This window comes from Halanaerocella petrolearia (assembly GCF_054657875.1).
On the sequence record NZ_BAAHXW010000001.1, the window covers coordinates 75,030 to 98,137 of the forward strand.

The following is a 23,108-nucleotide window of genomic DNA, read 5'->3' on the forward strand; positions in this document are numbered from 1 at the left end:
GAGGAGGCTATATAGATGAGTAAAGAGTCTAAAGCTCAGGAAGAAAAGAAAGGTGGCTATGGTAAGATAGTAGCTTTTGTATTAGTAATTGCTGCTGTTATATTGTTTGTTAACCAGATGGGATATATGAAGTATTTTAAAGACCCGCAAAAGCTTAAAGTAGCAATAGATGGATTGGGCGCTTGGGGACCAGTAGTATTTATCTTGTTATGGGTTGCTTCAGCTGTCTTCTTACTACCAGGTGGTGCTTTAGGTTTAGTAGGAGGTCTGTTGTTTGGCCCTTGGATGGGAACATTGTACACTATTTTTGGAGCAACTATTGGAGCAGTTTGTTCTTTTTTAGCAGGTAAGCATGTAGCTCGTGATATGGTAAAAGGTATGGTAGAGAATAATCCTAAGTTACAGAAGATTGATAAAGGGGTAGAAGAAGAAGGATGGCGTTTTGTAATGTTGACGCGTTTAGTACCTGTTTTTCCATATAATGTGCAAAATTATGTGTATGCGTTGACAAGTATTGATTTATTCTCTTATACTTTAGCTACATTTGTATTTATGTTACCTGGTTGTTTAGCTTTCTCATTTGCCGGTGGAGCAGTTAGTTCGGGAGGAAGTCCAGTCAAGATTATTGCTTATTTAGCAGTTGCTGGTGTCTTATTATTTATTATTTCCTTAATTCCTAAATGGTTAAAGAAGAAGAATGGTGACTTATTAGAGGAAGAAGAGGAAGAAGAAGAAGAAGAAGTAGCACAATAGTATATTCTTAAAGGTAGGTCTATTACATAGAGTAATAGGCCTATCATAATATCAAATTTGTAGTTTAAATTAAAATTAATATGCTATAAAATTGGTAGCTGATATTATAATTAATCAAAGGAGTGAATAAAGTGGAAAAGAAGAAGTTGTTTATATTGACTATAGTTTCATGTTTGCTTATTTCTTTATCTATGACAGCTAGTGCTTGGTGGATTTTTAGTGATGATAATGAAACAACAGAAGAGAATCTATTAAAGCAAGATTGGAATAAGATTGTAAAATCGGCTCAAGGAATGGAAGTCAACTTTTATATGTGGGGTGGAAATAGAACAATAAACCATTGGGTTGATACTTATGTAGTTTCTCAATTGAAAGAAGAGTATAATATTGAATTGAATCGAGTTCCAATGGGGCCTGATGATTATCTAAATAAGCTATTAGGTGAAAAACAGATTGGAAAAGAAGAGGGAAGTATTGATTTATTATGGATTAATGGTGAAAACTTTAAGACGGCTAAAGAGAATGACTTACTATTTGGCCCATTTGTTGATGAGTTACCTAACTATCATAAGTATATAGATAAAAGATCTGATAAGAATACTACTGACTTTGGATTTTCAACTAAAGGTTATGAGGCACCTTATAGTAGAGCACAGTTTGTTTTTGTCTATGATCAAGCCAAAATTACAAATCCTCCAACTAGTTTTGATAAATTAGTATCTTGGATTAAAGAACATCCAGGTAAGTTTACTTATCCTGCTCCACCTGACTTTACTGGGAGTGCTTTTGTTCGGCATGTTATCTATCGTTTAACTGGTGGTTATAAGCAGTATTATGATATGTCAAAAGAAGAGTTTAGAGCCAATATTCAGCCTGCACTTGAATTTCTAGCTGAATTAGAGCCTTATTTATGGCGTAAAGGTAGTACTTATCCAGCTACAATAGCCCAATTGGATAATATGTTTGCCGATGGTGAGATCTGGATGAGTATGGGCTATGATCCAAGTAAAGCTACATCTAAGATTGCTAAAGGAAATTATCCTGATTCTGCTAGAACTTTTGTGCTAGAGAAAGGTACTATTTCTAATACTAACTTTTTAGCTATTCCTTTTAATGCTCCTAATAAAGCAGGAGCTTTAGTTACAGCCAACTTTTTAGAGAGTTTTTCTGCTCAAGTATCTAAGTATAAGCCAACTAACTGGGGAGCGTTACCTGTCTTTGATTATGATAAGTTGAGTAGTGAAGAGAAGAAGAAGTTAGATAACGTTGATACAGGAGTGGCTACCTTATCTCAAGAGACTTTAGATGCTCATAGTGTACCTGAAATACCAGCCCATTTAGTTCCTATTATTGAAGAGGAATGGCAAAAGGTAGTAGGGAAATAGCTAGATTATAGATCGGAGGAATAGATAGTGAAATTAGCTAATGATTCAACTTGGAAACCATATCTTCTTTTATTACCAGTATTAACTGTACTAGTTGGTCTCTTTTTAGGGGGAGTAACTTTAGCTTTGGCCCAAAGCTTTGGTTATTTCCCTCTTTTGGGTTTAAAGAATATAACTCTTAAGTATTACACTGAGATATTATCTAGTCCAGAATTTATCGATGCTTTGGGATATAGCATTTATATATCATTGATTTCTGCTTTTGTGGCTGTAGTTATTGGAGTCTTTTTAGCTTATCAGTTAGTTAAACTGTCTCCTAAACATCAATTAGTAAGATTAGTCTATAAGTTACCGATTATTGTACCACATATTGTTGCCTCATTATTAGTCTTTTTATTCTTTACTCAGAGTGGATTATTATCACGTTTATTACATCAGTTAGGTTTAGTTGATAAATTACAACACTTTCCTCAGTTAGTCTTTGATCGTTGGGGAATAGGAATCATTTTAGTCTACTTATGGAAAGAAGTTCCTTTTGTTGCTTTAGTAACTTATACTGTTTTAAAGCATATTAATAGTTCATTTACTCAGGTAGCAGCTAATCTAGGAGCCAATAGGCGACAGATATTCTGGGATATTTATTTTCCACTATCCTTACCTAGTATTGGTTCGGCATTTATTATTGTTTTTGCTTTTTCTTTTGGCGCTTTTGAGATTCCTTATTTATTAGGGCCAACTTACCCGAAGACTTTACCAGTTATGGCCTACCAAAGATATGCTAGCTCAGACTTGACCCAACGACCATATGCTATGGTAATAGCTATGATTCTGACAGTAATCTGTTGTGGACTTATCTATATATATAAACGGATACTTGATTGGATGTTGTGTTATGAATAGAGGAGGAGACAAACAATGATAGATAGAACTAAACTAATAAGGCTAATAGCTGTATATGCATTAGTATTTATTTTAATTATTCCTTTAGTAGTCTTGGCTATATGGTCTGTAACTGATAGTTGGTCTTGGCCTTATTTAGCACCTCAGAAATTAACTTTAGAAGGTTGGGAATATTTTATTAATCCTATTAATGAAGGTTGGCAGGCCTTAAAAATTAGTTTCATAATTGGTATCTGGGTTACTTTATTAGCCCTATTAATCAGTATCCCTGCTGCTAAAGCATTAGGGTTGTATGATTTTCCTGGTAAAGAGTTAGTCAAATTATTGGTTTTAGCTCCTATAATAGTCCCTCCATTGGCTGTTACAATGGGGATCCATGTTAATTTTATTAAGTATGGACTAAGTGATAATCTATTAGGAGTAGTTATAGTTCATTTAATACCTACTATTCCTTATTCAATTCGAATCTTGACTCATGTCTTTGAAGCTCTAGGAAAGAGATTAGAAGAGCAGGCAAGAGTATTAGGGGCTAGTAGTTGGCAGACTTTTATTAAGGTTACATTACCTTTGATCTATCCAGGAATTTTTGCAGCTGGAATCATGGTCTTTATTGTTTCTTTTAGTCAGTATTTTTTAACTTTTTTAATTGGTGGTGGCCAAGTAATAACTTTTCCTATGGTCTTATTTCCGCTAGTTAAGAGTGGAGATAGAATGTTAGCTGCTGTGTATAGTTTAGTATTTATCGGCGCAGCTTTAGTATTTACTTTAATTATGGAAAGGTTATTTAAGAGTGATCAAGTAAGTGATCAGTTTTATATGTAGTGGAGTACTAACAGAACTAATAAGGAGATTGATAATGCTAGAAATAAAGCTACAGGATTTAACAAAGAGTTTTGATCAAGATATAGTAATTGATTCCCTAGATTTAACTATTGAACCTGGAGAAGTTATGGCTTTATTAGGCCCTTCAGGTTGTGGTAAGACGACGACTTTAAAGATAATAGCTGGTCTGTTAGAGCCAGATCAAGGTGATTTATTATTTGCTGGTGAATCTGTATTGGATACTTCTACTGAAGAGAGGGAAGCAGTTTTAGTCTTTCAAGATTATCTATTATTTCCCCACTTAACAGTAGCTGAAAATATCTCTTTTGGATTGAAGATGCAAGGAGTCAGTAGTACTAAACAGAAAGAGAGAGTTAAAGAGTTATTGGTTTTAGTTAATTTAGAAGGTTATGAAGAATATTATCCTCGTGAGTTATCAGGGGGCCAACAACAACGTATAGCTTTAGCTAGAGCTTTGGCTATTAATCCAGAAGTCTTATTATTAGATGAACCATTAAGTAATTTAGATGCTAATCTACGTGGTGAAATGCAAGAGCTAATTCGCAAGTTACACTTGAAAGAAGAAATGACTACTGTTTTTGTAACTCATGACCGTGATGAAGCTATGTTGATTGCTGATCGAATTGCAGTTATGAATCAAGGTCAAATCGAGCAGGTTGGTAGTCCAGAAGAATTATATAAATTGCCGAAGACGAAATTTGTAGCTGACTTCTTTGGGCAGGCGAATTATTTAACTGGGCAAGTAAAAGATGACTTATTTCAATTTGCAACAGGTCAGTTACCTATTAGTCGGCAATCAATGGCTACTAATTTCAACTTAAGTTCTGGTCAAAAGTTAAAGGCTATGATTCGTCCTGAGTTTATTAATCTTACTACTGAAGAGGATACTAGAGAAGTCTTAAATGGTACTATTATTGAACGTAAATTTGTAGGAGAACGTATTCTTTATCAAGTGAATATTGGTGAACAAAAGTTAGCAGTAACAGCTTTACCTCCTTCTGACTTTAGAGTTGGAGAGCAGGTTAAATTAAAGGTTGATATAGATAATATCTGGTTTATGGATCTGGAGTGATTTGTTATGGTAAATCTTATTTCTGTAATTATACCTGTTTTAAATGAAGAGAGTACAATTAAAACTACTATTAAGCAGGTGCAGAAGGTGGCTGGAAATAAAGAGATTGTAGTTGTTGATGGTGGTAGTCAAGATAGAACTGTTGAATTAGCCAATCCATTGGCTGATAAAGTCTGCCAGACTAGAGCTGGACGTGGCCATCAGATGAATGTAGGGGCCAAAGCAGCTAGGGGAGATATTCTATTCTTCTTGCACAGTGACTCTCAGTTAGAGAAGGATGCTCTGTTAGCTATTGATACTGCTATGCAAGAATCTAGAGTGATTGGTGGCTGCTTTAGCTTTAAAATAGATGATGATTCCTGGCCACTTAGATTTATCTCTTGGACATCTAACTTGCGGGCCAAATACCTAAATTTAATCTTTGGTGACCAAGGGATTTTTGTACGGGCTGATATCTTTTCTCAGATAAGTGGTTATCCAGACCAAGAATTGATGGAAGACTGGGAATTCTCTCGTAAACTGGCTAAGGTTGAAGGAAAACTTGTCCAGCTGGAGTCTAAAATCTATACTTCGGCCCGAAGATGGCATGAGTTTGGTATCTGGAAGACTATTCTGTTAATGCATAAGATTAAGTTTCTTTATCTATTAGGAGTAGAGCCATATAAATTACGAGAGATATATCGTGATGCAAGATAGAATCAATTAACAGTTAACAATTTACAATGTACAATTGACAGTTGAAAACAATAAATATAGTGTGAGGAATCAGTGTCAGTAAAATCAAATCCTTAATTCTTATGCCCTTAAAGTTGCTCACACTTAATAGCAATAGTTATAAGTTATATTTTGATTTTATGGATTTAACTATAAACTGTAAACTAAATAAGTGGGGGAGGTGAGATTATGTCGGTAGGAGTTATCTTAATGAGTCGGGCGCCTATTCCTGGTCAGACCAAGACTAGATTACAGACCCATTTGACTGGAGAAGACTGTGCTAGGCTGCATAAAGCTTTTTTACAAGATTTAAGTCAGATGCTAACAGAGGTTAGTGAGGCAAGAGATAATATTAATTTATATCTAACTTATACACCTCAGGGTAAAAAGGATATGTTTGATGATTTAGTAGCTGATGACTTTCATTTTTTTGCTCAACGAGGTAGTAATTTAGGAGCCAAGATGTATCATGCTTTAGATTATGTAGCCTGTGAAAATGATAAACAGATTATTTTAGGGAGTGACTTACCTACTTTACAACCTAGTGTTATTTTAGCTGCTATAGATAAACTAGAAAGGCAGGATCTAGTAGTTGGCCCTTCACAAGATGGTGGCTATTATCTATTAGCAACTAAGGAACCAGCCTCTTTCTTATTTAATGATATTATCTTTGGTGAAAATGATGTATTACAGGCTACTATAAAAGAGATAAAGGAACATAATTTAAGTTATGGTTTAGTAGATACTTGGTCGGATATAGATATTTATCCTGAATTAGTAGAGCTTTATCAAGAGTTGATTATAGATAGTAAGTGGGAGAGCTATCCTCAAACTACAGCTGATTTAGTAACTGATTTATTAGAAGATGACCTAATGGAAGGAGGAAAAATATATGGGAGACAAGCTAAGTAAAGAAAAGCTATTAAAGCAAGTAAAGAGTTATGTTAAAGAAGATTCACTACAAGAGAAGTTAGGGTTAAATAAGGCTCCTGAAGTCTCTTTTTTGGCCCAAGGAGAATATAATATTAATTTTTTATTAACTGGTCATCAGAATAAGTTTGTACTACGGTTGAATACAGGCAGTCAGATGCAGTTAGATAATCAGATAGAGTATGAATATCAGGCCCTTGATTATTTACAACGCTCGAGAGTAACTCCTGAGCCTCTATTATTAGATGATTCTTGTAACCAACTACCATTAGGAATGTTAGTGATGGAGTATCTGCCAGGGAGAAACTTAGATTATAGAAGAGATTTAACTAAAGCTGCTAGGGTGTTGGCCCAAGTACATGAGGTTGAAGTTCCTCCAAAACACCAGTTAATTATTGAAGATGATCCACTATCTGGTATCTGGAAGGAATGTTCTAATTTAGTGCCTACTTATCTTGATTCACCATTAGGTAAAGATAATATTAAGCAGTTTTTAGAAAGAATGGTAGCAGAGCTAGATGAGTTGCGTAGAGAAGAAGAGGAGATTATGAAGCTACTTCCTTATTCTATTGTTAATACAGAAGTTAATTCAGGAAACTTTTTAGTGGATGATAAGAATAATAATGCCTATTTAGTTGACTGGGAGAAACCATTAGTAACTTCTCCACTGCAGGATATAAGCCACTTTATAGTACCAACTACAACTCTCTGGAAGACAGATTATCGTTTGACTGAAGAAGATATAAAAATGTTTCTACAAGCTTATTGTGATGAACGAGGTTTGGATAATGAAAAATTAGCAGAGGTTAAGAAAGCTTTAGATGTATTTGATAAATTTTCTGCTATGCGAGGTATTTCTTGGTCAGCTATGGCTTGGGTTGAATATCAACAATCTGATCGGTTATTAAAGAATGATGATACCTTTAAGACAATGGATAGCTATTTACAAGATAAATTTTTAGCAGATTTATTTCCTAACCTTGTATAGTTTTACAGAGCCCATAAGGGCTCTTTTTTAATTTTTTTGATAACTAAAATTGTTAAATTAACATTTTGGGAGGCAGAACCCAGATTTCCTATTTAGAAGATAGTTATCAGGCTTTAGAAAGATTAGGAGTTAAAGATGGAAAGTTTGCCATAGCAGCTTTAAATCCTCATGGTGGAGAGTATGGCTTATTTGGATAAAGAGATAGATCAAATAGTACCTGCTATTGAAGAAGCGCAGAAAAAAGGTTATAATATAGTTGGCTCAGTCTCAGCTGATTCAGTCTTTCATCAAGCATTAAATGGTAATTATGATGCTGTATTATCTCTATATCATGATCAAGGACATATAGCTACTAAAATGGTAGACTTTGAACGGACAATCTTAATTACTAATAGTATGCCTTTCTTAAGAACTTCTGTGGATCATGGTACAGTTTTTGGTACATAGTTAAAGATTAATAGAGGAAAAATCATACTAGATGGCTAAAATGAATAATGAATCTAATAAGGAGGGATAGAATGAGCAAAGAATTTATGCTTCCTGGGCAAGTTCGTAAGGATTATCAGGAAGGTCAGATATCCAAAGAGGTTTATGAACTTCTCTGTATTATCTATAATAATTTCTTAGATAAGAAATTTGGGGCGGCGGATTTAGTAGAATATATTTCAGAAGAGAAGGTTGTTATTGAAAATAATTTACAGCAAGCAGCTAGAACTGATTATGTAAAACAAGCAATGAATAAAGAAGGTAATTATGAAGTTAATGATTTTTATCGTCAAGGTGTCAAGCTTGCTTTAGAGCAGATGAAAGGATAGTTTAAGAAAAAGGGGAGTAGCCAACTGGCTACTCCCCTTTTTTATGTATAATTATTTTAGAAAAAATATAGTTAATTAAACCTTCTTTTTTGTTTCTGCAACTTATAAAATATAGTAATACATGAATTATTAGGTAAGGAGGACAATATATGTTATTGGATTTATTAACTAAAAAGCGAATAGAAATTAAAGTTAAGGCTAGTGATTGGCGTGAAGTAACTAATGAAGCAGGAAATCTACTTTTACAAGATAATTTAATAGAACCGCAGTATATTCAGGCAATGATAGATTCTATTATAGATAAAGGGCCTTATGTAGTTATAGCTCCAGGAATAGCTCTTTTACATGCTCGACCAGAAGATGGAGTCAAGGAATTAGGTATGAGTTTAATTACTCTTAATTCCCCAGTAGAGTTTGGACATCAGACTAATGATCCAGTTAAAGTAGTTTTTGCACTTGGAGCAGTAGATCAAAAAAAACATATCAAAGCAATATCTCAATTAGTGACTATTTTGATGAAATCTAATTCTATCAATGATATGTACCAAAAAAGTAGTGTTCAAGAGTTATATCAATATTTAGAAAAAACTATAGATGAGAATAAGGAGGGATAAAGTGAAGATTTATGCTGTTTGTGGTCATGGATTAGGTAGTAGTATGATGCTTAAAATTAATATTCGGAAAGTATTAAAGAATTTAGAAAAAGAAGCGGAAGTAGATACAGTAAGTTTAAGTGAATCTACAGGGTTAAATGCTGATTTATTTGTTACCTTTCCTGACATTGTTACTAAGTTAGTTGAACAACATGACCGAGATAAGATTGTAGTTATTAATGATTTCTCAAATATAGAGGAAGTAGAAGAGAAGATAATTCAAGCTTTGAATGATTTAAATTTATAGAAAGAGGTGATATTTGTGGGAGTTATTAATGTATTTGTTAAACAGATCCTAGGGGACCCAGCAGTTCTGATTGGGTTAGTAGCTTTAGTTGGCTTAATAATTCAAAAAGAAAAACTAACTAAAGTTGTTTCTGGAACTCTAAAGACTACAATTGGTTTTTTAATTATTGGAGTTGGTGCTGGAGCAGTTGTTGGTGCTTTAGCTCCTATGGGAGATTTATTACAGGAGACTTTGAATGTTAAAGGTGTTGTTCCTAATAATGAAGCTGTAATTTCAATTGCTATGAAACAAGTGGGAACTCAAGGCGCTTTAATTATGATTGGTGGATTTATAGTAAATTTAATTTTAGCTAGAATGACTAGATACAAATATATTTTCTTAACTGGTCATATTATGTTATATATATCTTTATTTTTAGCTGCTGTATTAGTTTCAGTAGCTGGTTTTAGTGGAATAACATTAGTAGTTATAGGTAGTCTCTGTGCTGGTTTATACTTTACTTTTATGCCAGCTCTAACTCAACCCTTTATGCGCAAGATAAAAGGCCATGATAATATTGCCTTTGGTCATACTGGAGCAATTGGTAATGTTATTTCTGGTTGGCTTGGTAATTTATTTAAAGAAGATACTAGAGATGCAGAGGAAATAGAATTGCCTGAAGGATTAAGTTTCTTTAGGGATAGTACAGTTTCAATGGCTATTACAATGGCTCCTATTTTTTTGATTTTGACTTTATTAGCTGGGCCAGAAAATGTGCAAGAAAATATTAGTAATGGTACTAATTTTATAGTTTTTTCTTTAATGCATGGGTTTGAATTTGCCGCTGGGGTTACTGTTATTTTATCAGGGGTTAGAATGATGTTAGGTGAGATTGTTCCTGCTTTTGAAGGTATCTCTCAAAAGGTTGTTCCTGGTGCTCGTCCAGCTTTAGATTGTCCAATTATATTTAATGATGCTCCTACTGCTTTATTAATTGGTTTTTTATCTAGTACTGTTGGTACAATTATAGGAATGTTTATTTTGATTTTATTTAATGCGCCAATTATTATTTTACCTGCAATTGTTCCAGCTTTTTTTGCTGGGGGAGCAGCTGGAGTTTTTGGTAATTCTACTGGAGGTTGGAAAGGTGCTATTTTAGGTTCTTTTGTAGGGGGAGTATTACTTTCGTTAGGTACTGCAATTTTAATTCCTATGTCAGGAATGTTAGAACAAGCTGGAACTACTTTTGGTGATCCATTTTATGCTATATTAGGGCCAATATTTACAGGGTTATTACATTTAATTGGAGGTTGATCTTATAAAAAGGATAATATAAAACAGCTACCAATTTTGGTAGCTGTTTTATATTTAGACCGACATAGTATCAGGTCTATATCTTAGCTGGATAGCATTTAGAGCCAACTCAGTATTTATTTCATCAAGTGGATCTAGAGTATCATTAACTGACATGCCAGAATCACCAGTAAATAAGTTATGAGCAAGATGTAGTAAGCAGTGCTCACTAGTTGGTAGCCAATGGTTATGTATCGATTGAGGTTTTATCATTTTATATTCAAAGTCATATAACTCTCCTTGTTTTAATTTACTTCTTAACTTTTGATTGCCAGTAACTAGATAAAAAAGTGATTTGTGACATGCATCATTTCTTTGAGCTTGTTCTAAAGCTGTGTAGTAGGCTGATCTATGTTCTTGATTAAGAAAATCCATTAATTATCTACTCCTTTAATATTCACTTGCAACCTTTCACTTTTTTCATTTTATCACCTAATCATTATTATGATATTAATCTACTACTAATATACACAAAAATAGATAAACTGCAATTTAAAATATATTCTCTTAAAAAGGTTAAACTAAAAATATAAATGAGTTTACTAGTTTAAATGCTGAGATTTTAACAATTAGTAAGGAATATAGAAGAAATAATAAGAAAACTTAAAGCTCTTCAGCATAATGAAGTAACTGGGGAAGTATTACCAGCTAATTGGACTGATGGAGAATAGACCTTATTTAGTGATCCTAGGTATTCAGGAGAGATATGGAGGCAGTGGCAAGTAGATAATGAGAAATCAAGAATAGAAGTTTTATCTATTTAGAAACACAGAGGCAACGTGCTTCTGTGTTTCATTTGACAATAGGTAAGATGGCTAATAAAATAGTAGTACATAATTGATTATTATTTCAGAGGAGGAATTTAAATGGGTGATGATATATTAGTCTGTGAAGAGTATTGTCTTCATCAAGGAGCAATTCAGCAAATAAGAGATGAGGAACTATCAGAAGAAACAATTAAGCAGTTAGCTGCTACTTTTAAGGTGTTAAGTGATCCGACTCGAATTAAAATTATCAATGCGTTAGCTAATAAAGAATTATGTGTCTGTGATATCTCAGAAATATTAGATATGAGCCAATCAGCTATCTCCCATCAACTACGGAAGATGCGTGATTTAAATTTGGTGAAATATAGAAAAGAAGGAAGGGTTGTTTATTATTCTCTAGATGACTGTCATATTTGGCGTTTATTTAATCAAGGATTAGAACATGTACTAGAAGAAAACTAATCTTATTATTGACATAATCTAAGTCAGCTACAAAGTTTTTAGTGAGTAAAGCAGGAATAGTTACAGCACCTAAAACTGAGGCTATAAAAGCAGTAAGAAAAAGAAGAAGCCTACTTTGGTAGACTCCTTCTTTAAGAATATAAGAAATAGATTCTAGAATTTATATCCTACTCCAATCTTTAATCCAGTAAAATGTTCGTTGCCAATAAAACCATCAAGTCCTGCTCTTAAATCAACTTGATTATCTAAATCAAGTTTAACTCCTAGGTCATAATGGACTGATAAATCATGTCCATATGTTGATAAATCAACTTCATAAACTCCAGTCAGATCATTAGTGATCATTCTAGCTCCATTGATACCAAGAAAGGGACTGTCTTCAGTAATTCCTGCTACTAGAGCAAGACTGGGACCTACTTGATACTTCCCTCCAATTCTTGAGAAATAATCTCCAAATTCACCTATTAAAGCTATTTCCGATGTAAGACCATATTTTCCTTCTAGTGTTAGTCCATTATCACTAATTATCATACCAGTTACTACGCCATGATTATAAGAAACTTCTGGAGTAGTAAAAGCTAGTGAGGTTCCAGTAAATAAAAATAAAGTTGTAATTATAGAACAAATAGCTATCAATCTTTTCACCAATATTCCTCCTAGTTTATTAAATATATTGTCATTATATATATTCTAATTTAGTTACCTATTTCCTGTTAGAAAAAAATGGTTTGAATATAATAATAAAAGTTGGTTTTTATGAGATAATATTTAGTGTGTAAGGAAAAAGAATTATAATAGTAGGTGAAACTAGCGTGCAGATAATTGGGAACCGGGCTTTATTCTGTCTAGTATTAATATTTGTACTTGGTAACACAGGGCTTTATGCTTTAGGAGTTAATTTAGCCGAACAAGATGCTTGGATTGCTCTATTGTTAGCAATGTTTTTAAGTTATATATTATTATGGATTTATGTTAAGCTACAGAGTTACTATCCAGAAGATAACTTAGCTCAAATAATCATTAAAGTGGTAGGAGGATTGTTTGGTTATATTTTAATTCTATTATATTCAACTTATTTCTTTTATATAACCCTATTAAATTTGAGTATGTATGCTGAATTTATTCAATTTTATCTTGTACCAAATGCTACACAATTTATAATAAGTATCTTACTTATAGTCAATTTTCTTCACCTTATATTTTCAGGAGCTGAAGTTGTAGCAAGAGTATCTCAAGTAATAATGTCACTGGTATTATTATTTATAATTATCGTATATATATTGGTTTTTAGTTCAGGAATAGTTGATTTTCAGAGATTACAACCAGTACTAAGTAATGGAATCCAACCTGTAATTAAAGCCGCAATACCTGAATTAATAATATTTCCTTTTGGTGATCTAGTTCTTTTTTTAATGTTCTGGAAATATGTAAAATCTAAAAAAAGCATCTTTAAGATCTCACTTTTAGCTATGACAATTGCTGGATTGATAATTACCTTTGGGTTAGTTATAATGTTATCTGTATTAGGAGTTAAATTAGCTAGGATAGCATATGTAGCTAATATGATAGTAAGTCAGGTGATTCAAGTAGAATTACTAGGAAATGTAGATGTTATAATTGTTCTTATACTATTAATGTTAGGATTCTATAAAATGGTTCCCTTCTTTTATGGTAGTATAATGATAGTTATTACAGGATTTAATATTGACAATAAACTTTTAGTTCATATCTTCTTTGGGATATTGTTGTTAATATTTTTATATGTTCCTTTTACTGGAATATCCTTTTATAAATGGATCAATAGTTTTGGCCCAAGAGTAGAAAATCTGATGGAATATATGCATCTGTCTTTTCAAATTATTATCCCTACAATATTATTGGTAGTTACTTGGTTTAAAAAAGATAATAATTAAACTGATAAAGTCGCTCTCTTAAAGGAGCGACTAAATATATTATTAAAACTTAAAAAGAGGTTATTTACAGGAATTTAGACTTTGATCAAGAAGTTAAAGGACATAGAAGAGGGGGAATTAAGATGGGAAGTAAATTAACAGTTATTGGTGGGAGTGGATTATACACACCATTATTATTTGATGCAATTATTAATAGTAAACATGAAGTTGATTATGATGAAATCTGTTTAAATGGAAGAACAGAACCTAAACTAGAGAAGATAGGTAAGTTATGTCAGAATCTAATTGATCAATCAGACTATGATTTTGACGTTACATATACAACTAATCGCCAACAGGCTTTAATAGATGCTGACTATATACTCTGTCAGATTCGAGTAGGAGGTATGAAGGCTAGGGCCAATGATGAGGCTTTTCCATTAGAGTATGATATTATTGGTGAGGAGACAGTTGGCCCAGGAGGATTTGCTAATGCTTTACGGACAGTACCTGTTATGATGGAATTAGCTAAAGAGATAGAAGAGTATGCTCCAGATTCTTTATTAATTAATCTAACTAATCCAGCTAGTATTGTCCAGCAGGCTATTGAAAGTAGAACTGATGTAAATGTAGTTAGTGTCTGTGATCTGCCAGTTGGTATTATTGGCAAGATAGCTGATTTATTAGATGTTGACCCTGCTCAGGTAGATGTAGATTACCAAGGTTTAAATCACTTAGGTTGGTATACTGGAGTCTATGTTGATGGAGAAGATAAGCTAGAGGAATTATTGACTAAAGTAGAGGAGTTAGGATTAGATGTTGATAGTGACTTTGTTAGAAACTTAGGTGCTATTCCACTACCATATCTTAAATATTATTATCACCATGCGCAACAAGTAGAGAAAGTTCAAGCTAAAGATGAATTAAGGGCCAATGAACTTTTAGGTACACAAGGAGAGATTACTCAGAGTCTAGAAGAGGATCTAACTGAGATTCCAGAGCAGATTTATGACCGGGGGGCAATCTGGTATTCTGATGTAATTGTACCTTTAATTGCTGCTTTAGAAGGATCACAAACAGAAGAATTTATAGTTAATCTATCTAATAATGGTTTGGTTGATGGAGTAGATAATGAAGTAGTTGTTGAACTTCCAGCAGTAGTTAATTCAGCTGGAATTAAACCACTACAAGTACCAGAACTGCCAGCAGAAATCAAGACTTTAATTCAGCAAGCAGCTAATTATCGTAACTTAGCTACGCAAGCTGCTTTAAGTCAAACTAAAGGTGATATTCTAAAAGCCTTAGTAGCCAATCCACAAGTGCCTGATTATGATACTGCTTATCAAATCTGGGAGAATGATTTGGCTCGATAGCATAGATAGTTGAAAAAGAAATTTAATATCTGATTTTAATTGTAAAATTGTGGCTTAAGTAATATATTATGTTACCCCAGGTGACATAGTTGTGTGTCGTGTGCTTTGAGCTATGAGCTAAATCAAAACCTTTAAAATAAAAATTTAGAACTCTATAGTCTCATATTCTAAAGGTGATTTGAAGTAGACTTATTGTTTTGGTGTTGATTGGGCTCACGACTTACAGCCCATAGCTCATGACAATTGATATAGGGTAAAATTTTAATATCAATAATGTCTCATTAGTAAAAATAAACTTATCTAATAAGTTACAATAGTAGATTGTTGATGTTAATTATGATTTATGGTAATATATAAGCAGAATATTTTTTAGAAAGTAGGGTTATAAGAGTAATGACTTTAGAAGAAACATTAAAAAAGATCAAGCAGACTGATAAACAAGATTATGAGGCAAGAAATAAAGCAGTAATTAAGGCTATGTCTTTGGCTCTAGAGAAAGGATATGAAGCAGGAATTAGAATGGACTATACTAAGCCTGAATATCCAGTTGTTTATATTGAACTACCAACTGGACAAGTAAGCTGGCATATGCCAGAACATACTAAGGCCTGGGATGGTCATAGTACTCAAGAAAAGTATAAAAGAATAGATAGATATTTAGACTGTATTTAATTTTGGCTATCTCTTAGAGGTAGCCTTTTTCTTTTTTTGCAGGATTAATATATGAATTACAGAATATTATACATAAAATGGTTAAATTTATATAAAGAATAAAGAAAGGGTGATAGTATCGCTAAGATATTAACTTGTCCTAGTAAGTATGTGCAAGGTAAAGGAACTTTACAAGAACTTGATGATTATATAGCTGATTTAGGAGATAAGGTATTAGTTATTTGTGATCCTATAGTTTTAGATTTATTTGAAGATCAGATTCAAGAAGGATTAGAAGGTAAACAGATATTGTTAGAAGAGTTTACTGGTGAATGTTCTATGCTAGAGATTGATCGTTTAAAGGAGTTGGCCCAGGCTGAAGAAGTTGAAATAGTAGTTGGAATTGGAGGAGGTAAGGTTTTAGATACTGCTAAAGCTGTTGCTTATTATGCAAAGTTACCAGTAGGAATTGTACCAACAATTGCTGCTAGTGATGCTCCTTGTAGTGCTTTATCAGTAATTTATACTGAAGAAGGAGTTTTTGAGAAATATTTAACTTTACCTTCTAATCCAGAATTAGTAGTTATGGATACACAAATTATTGCTCAAGCCCCTGTTAGATTTTTAGTTTCTGGTATGGGGGATGCCTTAGCTACCTATTTTGAGGCCGATGCATGTGCTGTAGCTCAAGTAGGTAATCTAGCTGGTGGTAGTCAGACTGTAGCTGCTTTAGAGTTGGCCCGGTTATGTTATGATACTTTATTAGAGTATGGAGCAGATGCTAAAAAGGCGGTAGAGGCTGGAGTAGTTACTGAAGCTGTAGAAAAGATAGTAGAATCTAATACGTTATTAAGTGGATTAGGATTTGAAAGTGGTGGCTTAGCAGCAGCTCATGCTATTCATAATGGTCTGACAGCTTTAGAAACAACTCATAATAAATCTCATGGTGAAAAGGTAGCTTTTGCTACTATTGTCCAGTTAGTTTTAGAAGATAGAGAGCCTGCTGTAATTACAGAAGTTATTAACTTCTGTCAAAGAATTGGGTTACCAACTACTTTATCTGATCTAGGAATTGAGAAAGTAGCTGAAGAAGACATATTAGAAATAGCTAAAGCTAGCTGTGCTGAAGATGAAACAATGGATAATCTACCTTTTGAAGCAACTGCAGATATGGTTCAAGATGCTATTTTAACAGCAAATAAATTAGGAGCATAAAAGAAAAGGAGATCTACCAAGCTTGTATACAAAACTGTAAATTTATTCAGGGCCAACTATTATCAGTTGGTCTATTTTTTTAATATATGGATTATTAAAAAGAAAGAAAATAATTTCATAATCTATTCTAAATAGGTGCTAGAGAGAAACCATCAGGAGGTTATGGTGTTACAATTGAGTCAGTAAAGTAATAACTACTGAAGGTGATCTTTTAGTAGATATAAAGGATAAATCTTTAAAAGATAAATAATAGAATCAATAATCAAGTATACCCTTTAGGGTATACTTTTTATTATAATAGAACTTTTTCTAAATAAACTCCTAAAATACTACTTAAGACTATCAGTAATAAGTTAAAACGATAAAAGGCTAGAATAATAGCAACCATTCCTCCTAGCATTGCAGATTGAACTGTTCCAGTTGAAGATAAGATACCAGGAAAGATTAATGCTCCTAAAGCTGCATAGGGGATAAACTCTAAGATTTGCTTAATAAAAGACGGTAATTTAATCTTTTGTAATAGAACTAAAGGAAACATTCTAGGAATGTAAGTTACAACTGCCATTCCAATTATAAGTAACCATAAAGAATCCATTATTTTTCTTCCTCCTTAGAAAATAATAAAGCACCAAGTAGTGAAGCTATCATTGTTGTAATAATAATACTTCCTGCTTCTGAAAGAGAAGTAAATTGATTTAAGTTTGCATTAATTGCCATAGCAAGTAATGCAACTGTTAATAGAGGTATTGATTCTTTAATACTTGGAATTAATAAACCAATAAACATAGCATATAAGGCAATTCCCATGCTACTTTGGATTACTGGTGGTAATTTTGTTCCTAAAAAGACCCCTAGGGCTGTACCTCCAACCCAGGCACTATAACTGATTAAATTTAACCCTAATATGAAGTAAGGAGCTAATTCTTCTTCGGGCCGTAAAGAAGAGACAGAAAAGGTTTCATCAGTAATTCCAAAGGCTAAAAGTGATCTTAATTTTTTAGAAGTACCTGGTTTGATTCTTTGTGAAATAGATGCTGTCATTAAAAAATGTCGTAAATTAATAATAAATGTAGTTAGTATAATCTGTCCTATACTTGTACCTAGTGCTAATAATTTAACAGCTACAAATTGACTTGCTCCAGCAAAGACCAATACTGACATTATAATACTAATATAATTAGGAATATCAGCTGAATTAGATAGCAGTCCAAAAGTAATTGCTATTGGTATATAACCTAAAGCAATAGGAAGACCTTCTTTAATACCTGATAGGAAGGTTAGATTACTACTATTTTCTGCTCCTATATTACCATTCTTCATTTATATTACCTCCAATATAAAATAAAGGACACGGGTTACCGTGTCCTTAATCTTAGCTATTTAAAATACAAATTCAACTTCAGATAATCTATCTTTAATTTCTGCCAAGATTCTTTCTTCTTCTTCTTTATCTTCAGCTTCAAATGTAACTGAGAACCGAACAAAGTTACCAGCATCATCCCAAGGTACAGTAGATAGTAATTTTTCTTTGATTAAAAACTGACTAAATTCTTCAGCATTTTCAAATTCTCTACCATCTTTTGTTCCTTTAGGAATCTCAACATACATATAGAAAGAACCTTTTGGCTTTTTAGCGTCAAAACCAACTTCTCGTAGAGTTTCAGCTAACTTTTCATGACGACGAGAATACTTCTTAGCAGTCTTTTCTGTGATTTCAGGATGATTCAGAGCATAAACTCCAGCTTTTTGAATAGCTCTAAACTGTCCAGAATCATTATTATCTTTAACAGTAGCAAATGCTTTGACTACTTTTTCATTACCTACTACAAAGGCTAGTCTCCAACCAGTCATATTAAAGGACTTAGACAGAGATTGAATTTCAATTCCTACTTCTTTAGCTCCTGGAACAGATAAGAAACTAAGTGGTTCAGTATCATCAAATACTAATCCAGCATATGCAGCATCATGAATAACTACAATATCATTCTCTTTAGCAAATTCAATTACTTCTTCGAAAAACTCTCGAGTAGCAGAAGCTCCAGTAGGATTATTAGGATAATTTAAGTATAAAAGTTTTGCTTTCTCTTTTTGTTCATCAGTTAAACTATCTAAATCAGGTAAGAAATTATTCTCTTGAAGTAGAGGTAATTCAACTACTTTTCCTTCATACCATTCGGTATGAGTTCCTAGCACTGGATATCCTGGAGTAGTCATAATTGTAATATCTCCTGGATTGATGAAAGCGCTAGGAAGCATAGCTAAAGCTGGCTTAGATCCAATAGAATGGTTTACTTCAGTTTCATTATCTAATCCAGTTACCCCAAATACTTCTTCCATGTAATTAACTGCAGCATCCTTAAATTCTTGAATCCCATTATCAGCATAGAACCTATTTTCAGGCTTTTGAGCTTCTTCATATAATTTTTCTACTACTCCTTCATCAGCCATCCAATCTGGTTCACCAACACCTAAATCAATTAACTCGATATTAGGATTTTCTTCTTTAGCTTGTCTTTTAGCTCGCTTAATCTTTTCAAACTTATAAATATCATTATCTTTACCAAACTGTTTACCGCCAATTCTTTCTGCAAATAAATTTTGAATATAACTTTCTTCTGGCATATGTAGATTCTCCCTTCTCTATAATGTTCAATATAATATTATATAATATTTTTTCTATTATTCAAATGTTTTAGTCAAAATTATAAAAATATTTTTTTGTTTAATTTTGCAGGGAAGAGATTATTATTGTCGAAATTAATAGATAGACTTTGAATTAGGAGATAAGGGGGGGAGATATTATTTCGTATTTAGAGCTATTAATACAAGATCATAATTTTTTTATATTATCATTGAGTGGTGGACTAATAATTGGATTATTGATCTTATTTAATAATCGAAATATAGAGACAGATATTGATTATGAGGATGTAGTACAAAAATTAAGAGTTGATTTAAAGAGAGGTTTAGCTGAGATTGATAATTTAAGTAATATATTAATTAAAGAAAGATTAATCTTAGAAGGGCATAAGGATTTAGATAAGAGTACTTACCAACAGGTTAAACAAGTATTAATTAATAATCAATTTTTACAGCAAGTATTACAAGAAGGGATTATAGCAACAAAAGAAGATAAAGAAAGGGCTGTACTTACTTTATTTGAAATTGGTACTCCACAAGCAGTTGACTATGTTATACCTTTCTTATATGTTGATGATAAGGAGGTTAAAAAGTTAGTAATTAAGAATTTAGCTCAGATAAATAATTCAAAAGCAGCTATTACTTTAGTTGATTATTTAGATTATTGTAATGAAGTTTCAGTGCAGCAGACATTAAAAAAGAGTTTTTGTAATTTAGGAGAAGAATGTGTACCTAAATTATTAGAATTGCTTAATTCAGATAACCAACATTTGAGTTGGATTATTAAATTATTAGGGGAAATAGGTGCTGAAGAAGCTATTAATCCTTTATTAGAAATACTAGCTGATTCTTCTCAATCTGAGATAAGAGTTAGTGCTGCTAAAAGCTTGGCCCAATTTATAGATCAGCCAGAAGTCTTTAATGAATTATTGCAGGCCCTTAATGATGATGACTGTCATGTTAGAGCCCAGATAGTTAAGTTATTGGGGCAAGTTGAGAAACCTCAAGTTTTAACCTATCTCTACCATATGCTTCGTGATAGCAGTGGAATTGTAAGAAATAATGCTGCTAGGGCTTTATTGCAGTCTGGAGAGCCAGGTATTAAGTATTTAATTTTGGCTGCCGAAGAAGAAGAAATTCCAGAGATAATCAGTTGCTTAGAACAAGTTGATACTTTAGAATTAATCAAGTTTGTTAAGGAAGCTTATCAGGCTGGTAAATTAGATGAAGATTCTAATTTATTACGAGTGGTAGAAGAGTCTGATCAAGAAGAATTAATAGGATAAGAGAGAGATAGAAAGGACTGGAGGCTAGCCTCCAGTCTATTTTTTTAGCTTACGCTTTTTTTGTTGTGACTTATCTGCTGCTTTGTGTTCTAGTTCTACATGATGGGCGTCTCGATCTTCTTCTTGTTTGCAAGACTTTACATAATAAAAACTGCCTTCATAACACATATTATTCACCTCACAAGTTCTATTACTTGCTCGGCTACTCAATACTTTAGTATTTTAGATGAGACACCTACTAGATTACTTTTCTTCTCACTTATATTATATCTAATTTATTCTAATTTGTTAATACTTTTTTTAAATTTTAATTAAATTATTAAAAAAATAAATTCATCTTAATAAAGCAGCAGGTCTCATTTCCAAAAGAGAATAATGTTTGACAATTAATGGATATGGTATTATAATTTAATTGACTTGCTGAGAAAGTTAACTATAAATTCAATTTTATAACTATTAAATCCTAATTATAGATTTGGAGGTAGTAAAATGAAAGAAGAAAGAAAGAAAATTTTGTTTGTATCATCAGAAGTAGTCCCTTTTGCTAAAACTGGTGGATTAGCAGATGTAGCAGGTTCACTACCACAAGAATTAAAAGAGTTAGGTCATGATGTTAGAGTAGTAATGCCTGAGTATAGTCAAATTTCTGACGAATATTTGGTTGAATTAGAGCATAAGCTTCATTTTAGAACTAAGGTTGGCTGGAGAGACAAATATGTAGGAGTTAATAGTCTAGAGAATAATGGAGTAACTACCTACTTTATTGATAATAAGAATTATTTTGATTCTCCAACACTGTATGAAGGTAAAGATAAGCATATTAGATTTGCTTACTTCTGTCGAGCTGTATTAGAAATGTTACCTAAGCTTGATTTTCAACCAGATATTATTCACTGTAATGATTGGCAGACTGGTCCTTTAAGTATGATGTTGAAGGAAAATTATCAGATTTATGACTTCTATAAAGATATTAAGACAGTTTATACAATTCATAACTTACGTTATCAAGGCATTTTTGGAAGAGATATTCTAGAAGATACTTTGGCTCTAGATTCTAAGCACTGGATTTCTGGAGTTGTACGCCACGATGGCTGTGTGAATTATATGAAGATGGGGATTAATATGTCAGATGTTGTTAATACAGTTAGTAAAACTTATGCCCAAGAGATTAAAACACCTTACTTTGGTGAAGGATTAGACTATGTGATGCGAATGAATGATAATGATTTATATGGTATTGTAAATGGTATTGATTATGATGACTACAACCCAGCAACAGATGAAGATATTTATGATAATTATAGTGCTGATGATGTAGCTGGTAAATTAGATAATAAGTTAGCTTTACAAAAGGAGATGGGACTACCACAGCGAGAAGATGTACCTGTTATTGGTTTAGTTTCTCGACTAGTTGATCAGAAGGGCTTGGACCTGTTGGCTTGTGTACTTGATGACTTATTACAAGAAGATCTTCAATTTGTCTTGTTAGGTACTGGAGCTGATAAGTATGAGAAGATATTTAGTAAACTAGGTAATCGCTATCCTGATAAGATGACAGCCAACATTAAATATGATGGAGCATTAGCTCGTAAAATTTATGCTAGTAGTGATATGTTTTTAATGCCATCTAAGTTTGAACCATGTGGTTTAGGGCAGTTAATTAGTCTACGTTATGGTACAATTCCTGTTGTTCGTGAGACAGGTGGCTTAAATGATACTATTCAATCTTATGATGAAGATACTGGTCAAGGAAATGGATTTAGTTTCACTAATTATAATGCTCATGATATGTTATTTACTATTAGGCGAGCAGTTGATTTTTATTATAATCAACCTAAGGTTTGGAATAAGTTAGTTAATAGGGCAATGACAGGAGATTATAGCTGGAAGAACTCTGCTAAGGAATATCTTGATCTTTATGATAAGTTAACAGCAGAAGATTCTAAAGAGAGAAAGGAGGAACAAGAATTATATAAAGAGGAGGTTACTAGAAAAGTAGTTAATATTAATCAGGTTAATGAATATGATTTAAAGCAGTTGCCTGGAGTTGGCCCGGCATTGGCAAAAAGAATTGTTCAATATCGTAAGCAGAATGGAGCTTTTGCTAATCGCCGTGAATTAAAGAAAGTATCTGGAATAGGAAGTAGTCTGTTTCAGAGAATAAGTGATAATATAAGTTGTTAATGTTAA

Annotated in this window: 26 protein-coding genes and 1 pseudogene; 21 read left to right on the forward strand and 6 right to left on the reverse strand. The window is 32.7% G+C overall.

Annotated features, from left to right (window positions below; genetic code table 11):
* Positions 1 to 15 precede the first annotated feature (15 nt).
* The 13 genes and pseudogenes from ACYQ39_RS00380 (at position 16) to ulaA (ending at position 10,593) form a co-directional block, all read left to right on the forward strand.
* Entirely contained in the window at positions 16 to 753 is a 738-nt protein-coding gene (locus ACYQ39_RS00380) for a TVP38/TMEM64 family protein (protein WP_459839892.1), read from the forward strand.
* 131 nt (positions 754 to 884) lie between these two features.
* Positions 885 to 2,138 (forward strand): ABC transporter substrate-binding protein, encoded by a 1,254-nt coding sequence (locus tag ACYQ39_RS00385; RefSeq protein WP_459839893.1) that lies wholly within the window; start codon positions 885 to 887, stop codon positions 2,136 to 2,138.
* Positions 2,139 to 2,165: 27 nt separating this feature from the next.
* A complete protein-coding gene (locus ACYQ39_RS00390; RefSeq protein ID WP_459839894.1) occupies positions 2,166 to 3,038 on the forward strand; it encodes an ABC transporter permease in 873 nt (290 codons plus the stop codon).
* Positions 3,039 to 3,053: 15 nt separating this feature from the next.
* The gene (locus ACYQ39_RS00395; RefSeq protein WP_459839895.1) at positions 3,054 to 3,860 is read left to right on the forward strand and encodes an ABC transporter permease; all 807 of its coding nucleotides are present in this window, start codon (positions 3,054 to 3,056) and stop codon (positions 3,858 to 3,860) included.
* Positions 3,861 to 3,894: 34 nt separating this feature from the next.
* Positions 3,895 to 4,953, forward strand: coding sequence for an ABC transporter ATP-binding protein (locus ACYQ39_RS00400; protein WP_459839896.1), 1,059 nt, complete (start codon positions 3,895 to 3,897; stop codon positions 4,951 to 4,953).
* Between the two features lie 6 nt (positions 4,954 to 4,959).
* A complete protein-coding gene (locus ACYQ39_RS00405; protein WP_459839897.1) occupies positions 4,960 to 5,649 on the forward strand; it encodes a TIGR04283 family arsenosugar biosynthesis glycosyltransferase in 690 nt (229 codons plus the stop codon).
* A 207-nt stretch (positions 5,650 to 5,856) separates the two neighbouring features.
* Positions 5,857 to 6,579 carry a TIGR04282 family arsenosugar biosynthesis glycosyltransferase gene (locus ACYQ39_RS00410; RefSeq protein WP_459839898.1) on the forward strand — a complete coding sequence of 241 codons (723 nt, stop codon included), beginning with the start codon at positions 5,857 to 5,859 and terminating at the stop codon, positions 6,577 to 6,579.
* Positions 6,560 to 7,585 (forward strand): aminoglycoside phosphotransferase family protein, encoded by a 1,026-nt coding sequence (locus tag ACYQ39_RS00415; protein WP_459839899.1) that lies wholly within the window; start codon positions 6,560 to 6,562, stop codon positions 7,583 to 7,585. Before ACYQ39_RS00410 ends, ACYQ39_RS00415 begins: the two co-directional genes overlap by 20 nt.
* Positions 7,586 to 7,692: 107 nt before the next feature.
* Positions 7,693 to 8,023: pseudogene (locus tag ACYQ39_RS00420) on the forward strand (4-hydroxythreonine-4-phosphate dehydrogenase PdxA); the annotation flags it as partial.
* An 80-nt stretch (positions 8,024 to 8,103) separates the two neighbouring features.
* Entirely contained in the window at positions 8,104 to 8,400 is a 297-nt protein-coding gene (locus ACYQ39_RS00425) for a hypothetical protein (protein WP_459839900.1), read from the forward strand.
* A 149-nt stretch (positions 8,401 to 8,549) separates the two neighbouring features.
* Positions 8,550 to 9,014 carry a PTS sugar transporter subunit IIA gene (locus ACYQ39_RS00430; protein ID WP_459839901.1) on the forward strand — a complete coding sequence of 155 codons (465 nt, stop codon included), beginning with the start codon at positions 8,550 to 8,552 and terminating at the stop codon, positions 9,012 to 9,014.
* Between the two features lies 1 nt (position 9,015).
* Positions 9,016 to 9,300 (forward strand): PTS sugar transporter subunit IIB, encoded by a 285-nt coding sequence (locus ACYQ39_RS00435; protein ID WP_459839902.1) that lies wholly within the window; start codon positions 9,016 to 9,018, stop codon positions 9,298 to 9,300.
* A gap of 15 nt (positions 9,301 to 9,315) precedes the next feature.
* Complete coding sequence (ulaA, locus tag ACYQ39_RS00440; protein ID WP_459839903.1) at positions 9,316 to 10,593, forward strand: PTS ascorbate transporter subunit IIC; 1,278 nt, start codon at positions 9,316 to 9,318, stop codon at positions 10,591 to 10,593.
* Between the two features lie 54 nt (positions 10,594 to 10,647).
* Here the strand turns inward: ulaA and ACYQ39_RS00445 are convergent, their stop codons facing one another.
* Positions 10,648 to 11,007, reverse strand: coding sequence for a DUF6075 family protein (locus ACYQ39_RS00445; RefSeq protein ID WP_459839904.1), 360 nt, complete (start codon positions 11,005 to 11,007; stop codon positions 10,648 to 10,650).
* A 218-nt stretch (positions 11,008 to 11,225) separates the two neighbouring features.
* On the opposite strand from ACYQ39_RS00445, the gene ACYQ39_RS00450 reads away from it, so the two are divergent.
* Together ACYQ39_RS00450 and ACYQ39_RS00455 are read left to right on the forward strand one after the other, a co-directional pair.
* Positions 11,226 to 11,303, forward strand: coding sequence for a hypothetical protein (locus ACYQ39_RS00450; protein WP_459841593.1), 78 nt, complete (start codon positions 11,226 to 11,228; stop codon positions 11,301 to 11,303).
* A 195-nt stretch (positions 11,304 to 11,498) separates the two neighbouring features.
* Positions 11,499 to 11,861, forward strand: a complete 363-nt coding sequence (locus ACYQ39_RS00455) for an ArsR/SmtB family transcription factor (RefSeq protein ID WP_459839905.1) — start codon at positions 11,499 to 11,501, stop codon at positions 11,859 to 11,861.
* A gap of 153 nt (positions 11,862 to 12,014) precedes the next feature.
* Here ACYQ39_RS00455 and ACYQ39_RS00460 read toward each other — a convergent pair whose 3' ends face one another.
* Positions 12,015 to 12,506, reverse strand: a complete 492-nt coding sequence (locus ACYQ39_RS00460; RefSeq protein ID WP_459839906.1) for a hypothetical protein — start codon at positions 12,504 to 12,506, stop codon at positions 12,015 to 12,017.
* 167 nt (positions 12,507 to 12,673) lie between these two features.
* Between ACYQ39_RS00460 and ACYQ39_RS00465 the strand changes: the two genes are divergently transcribed.
* The 4 genes from ACYQ39_RS00465 to ACYQ39_RS00480 all read left to right on the forward strand — a co-directional run bounded on the left by ACYQ39_RS00465 (position 12,674) and on the right by ACYQ39_RS00480 (position 16,992).
* A complete protein-coding gene (locus ACYQ39_RS00465) occupies positions 12,674 to 13,774 on the forward strand; it encodes a GerAB/ArcD/ProY family transporter (protein ID WP_459839907.1) in 1,101 nt (366 codons plus the stop codon).
* Positions 13,775 to 13,896: 122 nt separating this feature from the next.
* Positions 13,897 to 15,126: a family 4 glycosyl hydrolase gene (locus ACYQ39_RS00470; RefSeq protein ID WP_459839908.1), complete on the forward strand. Its 1,230-nt coding sequence runs from the start codon at positions 13,897 to 13,899 to the stop codon at positions 15,124 to 15,126.
* Positions 15,127 to 15,519: 393 nt separating this feature from the next.
* Positions 15,520 to 15,798: a WDGH domain-containing protein gene (locus ACYQ39_RS00475; RefSeq protein WP_459839909.1), complete on the forward strand. Its 279-nt coding sequence runs from the start codon at positions 15,520 to 15,522 to the stop codon at positions 15,796 to 15,798.
* A gap of 117 nt (positions 15,799 to 15,915) precedes the next feature.
* A complete protein-coding gene (locus ACYQ39_RS00480) occupies positions 15,916 to 16,992 on the forward strand; it encodes a glycerol dehydrogenase (RefSeq protein WP_459841595.1) in 1,077 nt (358 codons plus the stop codon).
* 292 nt (positions 16,993 to 17,284) lie between these two features.
* On the opposite strand, the gene ACYQ39_RS00485 is transcribed toward ACYQ39_RS00480, so the two are convergent.
* From ACYQ39_RS00485 to ACYQ39_RS00495, 3 genes are read right to left on the reverse strand one after another with little or no spacing between them, the layout of a single operon-like run.
* Complete coding sequence (locus ACYQ39_RS00485; RefSeq protein ID WP_459839910.1) at positions 17,285 to 17,587, reverse strand: AzlD domain-containing protein; 303 nt, start codon at positions 17,585 to 17,587, stop codon at positions 17,285 to 17,287.
* Positions 17,587 to 18,312 (reverse strand): AzlC family ABC transporter permease, encoded by a 726-nt coding sequence (locus tag ACYQ39_RS00490; protein WP_459839911.1) that lies wholly within the window; start codon positions 18,310 to 18,312, stop codon positions 17,587 to 17,589. The genes ACYQ39_RS00485 and ACYQ39_RS00490 overlap by 1 nt, the downstream gene beginning before the upstream one ends.
* A gap of 60 nt (positions 18,313 to 18,372) precedes the next feature.
* Positions 18,373 to 19,614 carry an LL-diaminopimelate aminotransferase gene (locus tag ACYQ39_RS00495; protein WP_459839912.1) on the reverse strand — a complete coding sequence of 414 codons (1,242 nt, stop codon included), beginning with the start codon at positions 19,612 to 19,614 and terminating at the stop codon, positions 18,373 to 18,375.
* A 257-nt stretch (positions 19,615 to 19,871) separates the two neighbouring features.
* Between ACYQ39_RS00495 and ACYQ39_RS00500 the strand changes: the two genes are divergently transcribed.
* Positions 19,872 to 20,918, forward strand: coding sequence for a HEAT repeat domain-containing protein (locus tag ACYQ39_RS00500; RefSeq protein ID WP_459839913.1), 1,047 nt, complete (start codon positions 19,872 to 19,874; stop codon positions 20,916 to 20,918).
* A gap of 36 nt (positions 20,919 to 20,954) precedes the next feature.
* Here ACYQ39_RS00500 and ACYQ39_RS00505 read toward each other — a convergent pair whose 3' ends face one another.
* The gene (locus tag ACYQ39_RS00505) at positions 20,955 to 21,086 is read right to left on the reverse strand and encodes a hypothetical protein (RefSeq protein ID WP_459839914.1); all 132 of its coding nucleotides are present in this window, start codon (positions 21,084 to 21,086) and stop codon (positions 20,955 to 20,957) included.
* A 321-nt stretch (positions 21,087 to 21,407) separates the two neighbouring features.
* Here ACYQ39_RS00505 and glgA point away from each other — a divergent pair, with 321 nt between their 5' ends.
* Positions 21,408 to 23,102, forward strand: a complete 1,695-nt coding sequence (gene glgA / locus ACYQ39_RS00510) for a glycogen synthase GlgA (RefSeq protein ID WP_459839915.1) — start codon at positions 21,408 to 21,410, stop codon at positions 23,100 to 23,102.
* The last annotated feature ends 6 nt before the right edge of the window (positions 23,103 to 23,108 follow it).

Bases quoted from the DNA above. Each gene is read 5' to 3' on its own strand.
- ACYQ39_RS00380 (WP_459839892.1), top strand. From the start codon at position 16: ATGAGTAAAGAGTCTAAAGCTCAGGAAGAAAAGAAAGGTGGCTATGGT.
- ACYQ39_RS00395 (WP_459839895.1), top strand. From the start codon at position 3,054: ATGATAGATAGAACTAAACTAATAAGGCTAATAGCTGTATATGCATTA.
- ACYQ39_RS00400 (WP_459839896.1), top strand. From the start codon at position 3,895: ATGCTAGAAATAAAGCTACAGGATTTAACAAAGAGTTTTGATCAAGAT.
- ACYQ39_RS00405 (WP_459839897.1), top strand. From the start codon at position 4,960: ATGGTAAATCTTATTTCTGTAATTATACCTGTTTTAAATGAAGAGAGT.
- ACYQ39_RS00410 (WP_459839898.1), top strand. From the start codon at position 5,857: ATGTCGGTAGGAGTTATCTTAATGAGTCGGGCGCCTATTCCTGGTCAG.
- ACYQ39_RS00415 (WP_459839899.1), top strand. From the start codon at position 6,560: ATGGGAGACAAGCTAAGTAAAGAAAAGCTATTAAAGCAAGTAAAGAGT.
- ACYQ39_RS00425 (WP_459839900.1), top strand. From the start codon at position 8,104: ATGAGCAAAGAATTTATGCTTCCTGGGCAAGTTCGTAAGGATTATCAG.
- ACYQ39_RS00430 (WP_459839901.1), top strand. From the start codon at position 8,550: ATGTTATTGGATTTATTAACTAAAAAGCGAATAGAAATTAAAGTTAAG.
- ACYQ39_RS00445 (WP_459839904.1), bottom strand. From the start codon at position 11,007: ATGGATTTTCTTAATCAAGAACATAGATCAGCCTACTACACAGCTTTA.
- ACYQ39_RS00455 (WP_459839905.1), top strand. From the start codon at position 11,499: ATGGGTGATGATATATTAGTCTGTGAAGAGTATTGTCTTCATCAAGGA.
- ACYQ39_RS00470 (WP_459839908.1), top strand. From the start codon at position 13,897: ATGGGAAGTAAATTAACAGTTATTGGTGGGAGTGGATTATACACACCA.
- ACYQ39_RS00475 (WP_459839909.1), top strand. From the start codon at position 15,520: ATGACTTTAGAAGAAACATTAAAAAAGATCAAGCAGACTGATAAACAA.
- ACYQ39_RS00485 (WP_459839910.1), bottom strand. From the start codon at position 17,587: ATGGATTCTTTATGGTTACTTATAATTGGAATGGCAGTTGTAACTTAC.
- ACYQ39_RS00490 (WP_459839911.1), bottom strand. From the start codon at position 18,312: ATGAAGAATGGTAATATAGGAGCAGAAAATAGTAGTAATCTAACCTTC.
- ACYQ39_RS00495 (WP_459839912.1), bottom strand. From the start codon at position 19,614: ATGCCAGAAGAAAGTTATATTCAAAATTTATTTGCAGAAAGAATTGGC.
- ACYQ39_RS00505 (WP_459839914.1), bottom strand. From the start codon at position 21,086: ATGTGTTATGAAGGCAGTTTTTATTATGTAAAGTCTTGCAAACAAGAA.
- glgA (WP_459839915.1), top strand. From the start codon at position 21,408: ATGAAAGAAGAAAGAAAGAAAATTTTGTTTGTATCATCAGAAGTAGTC.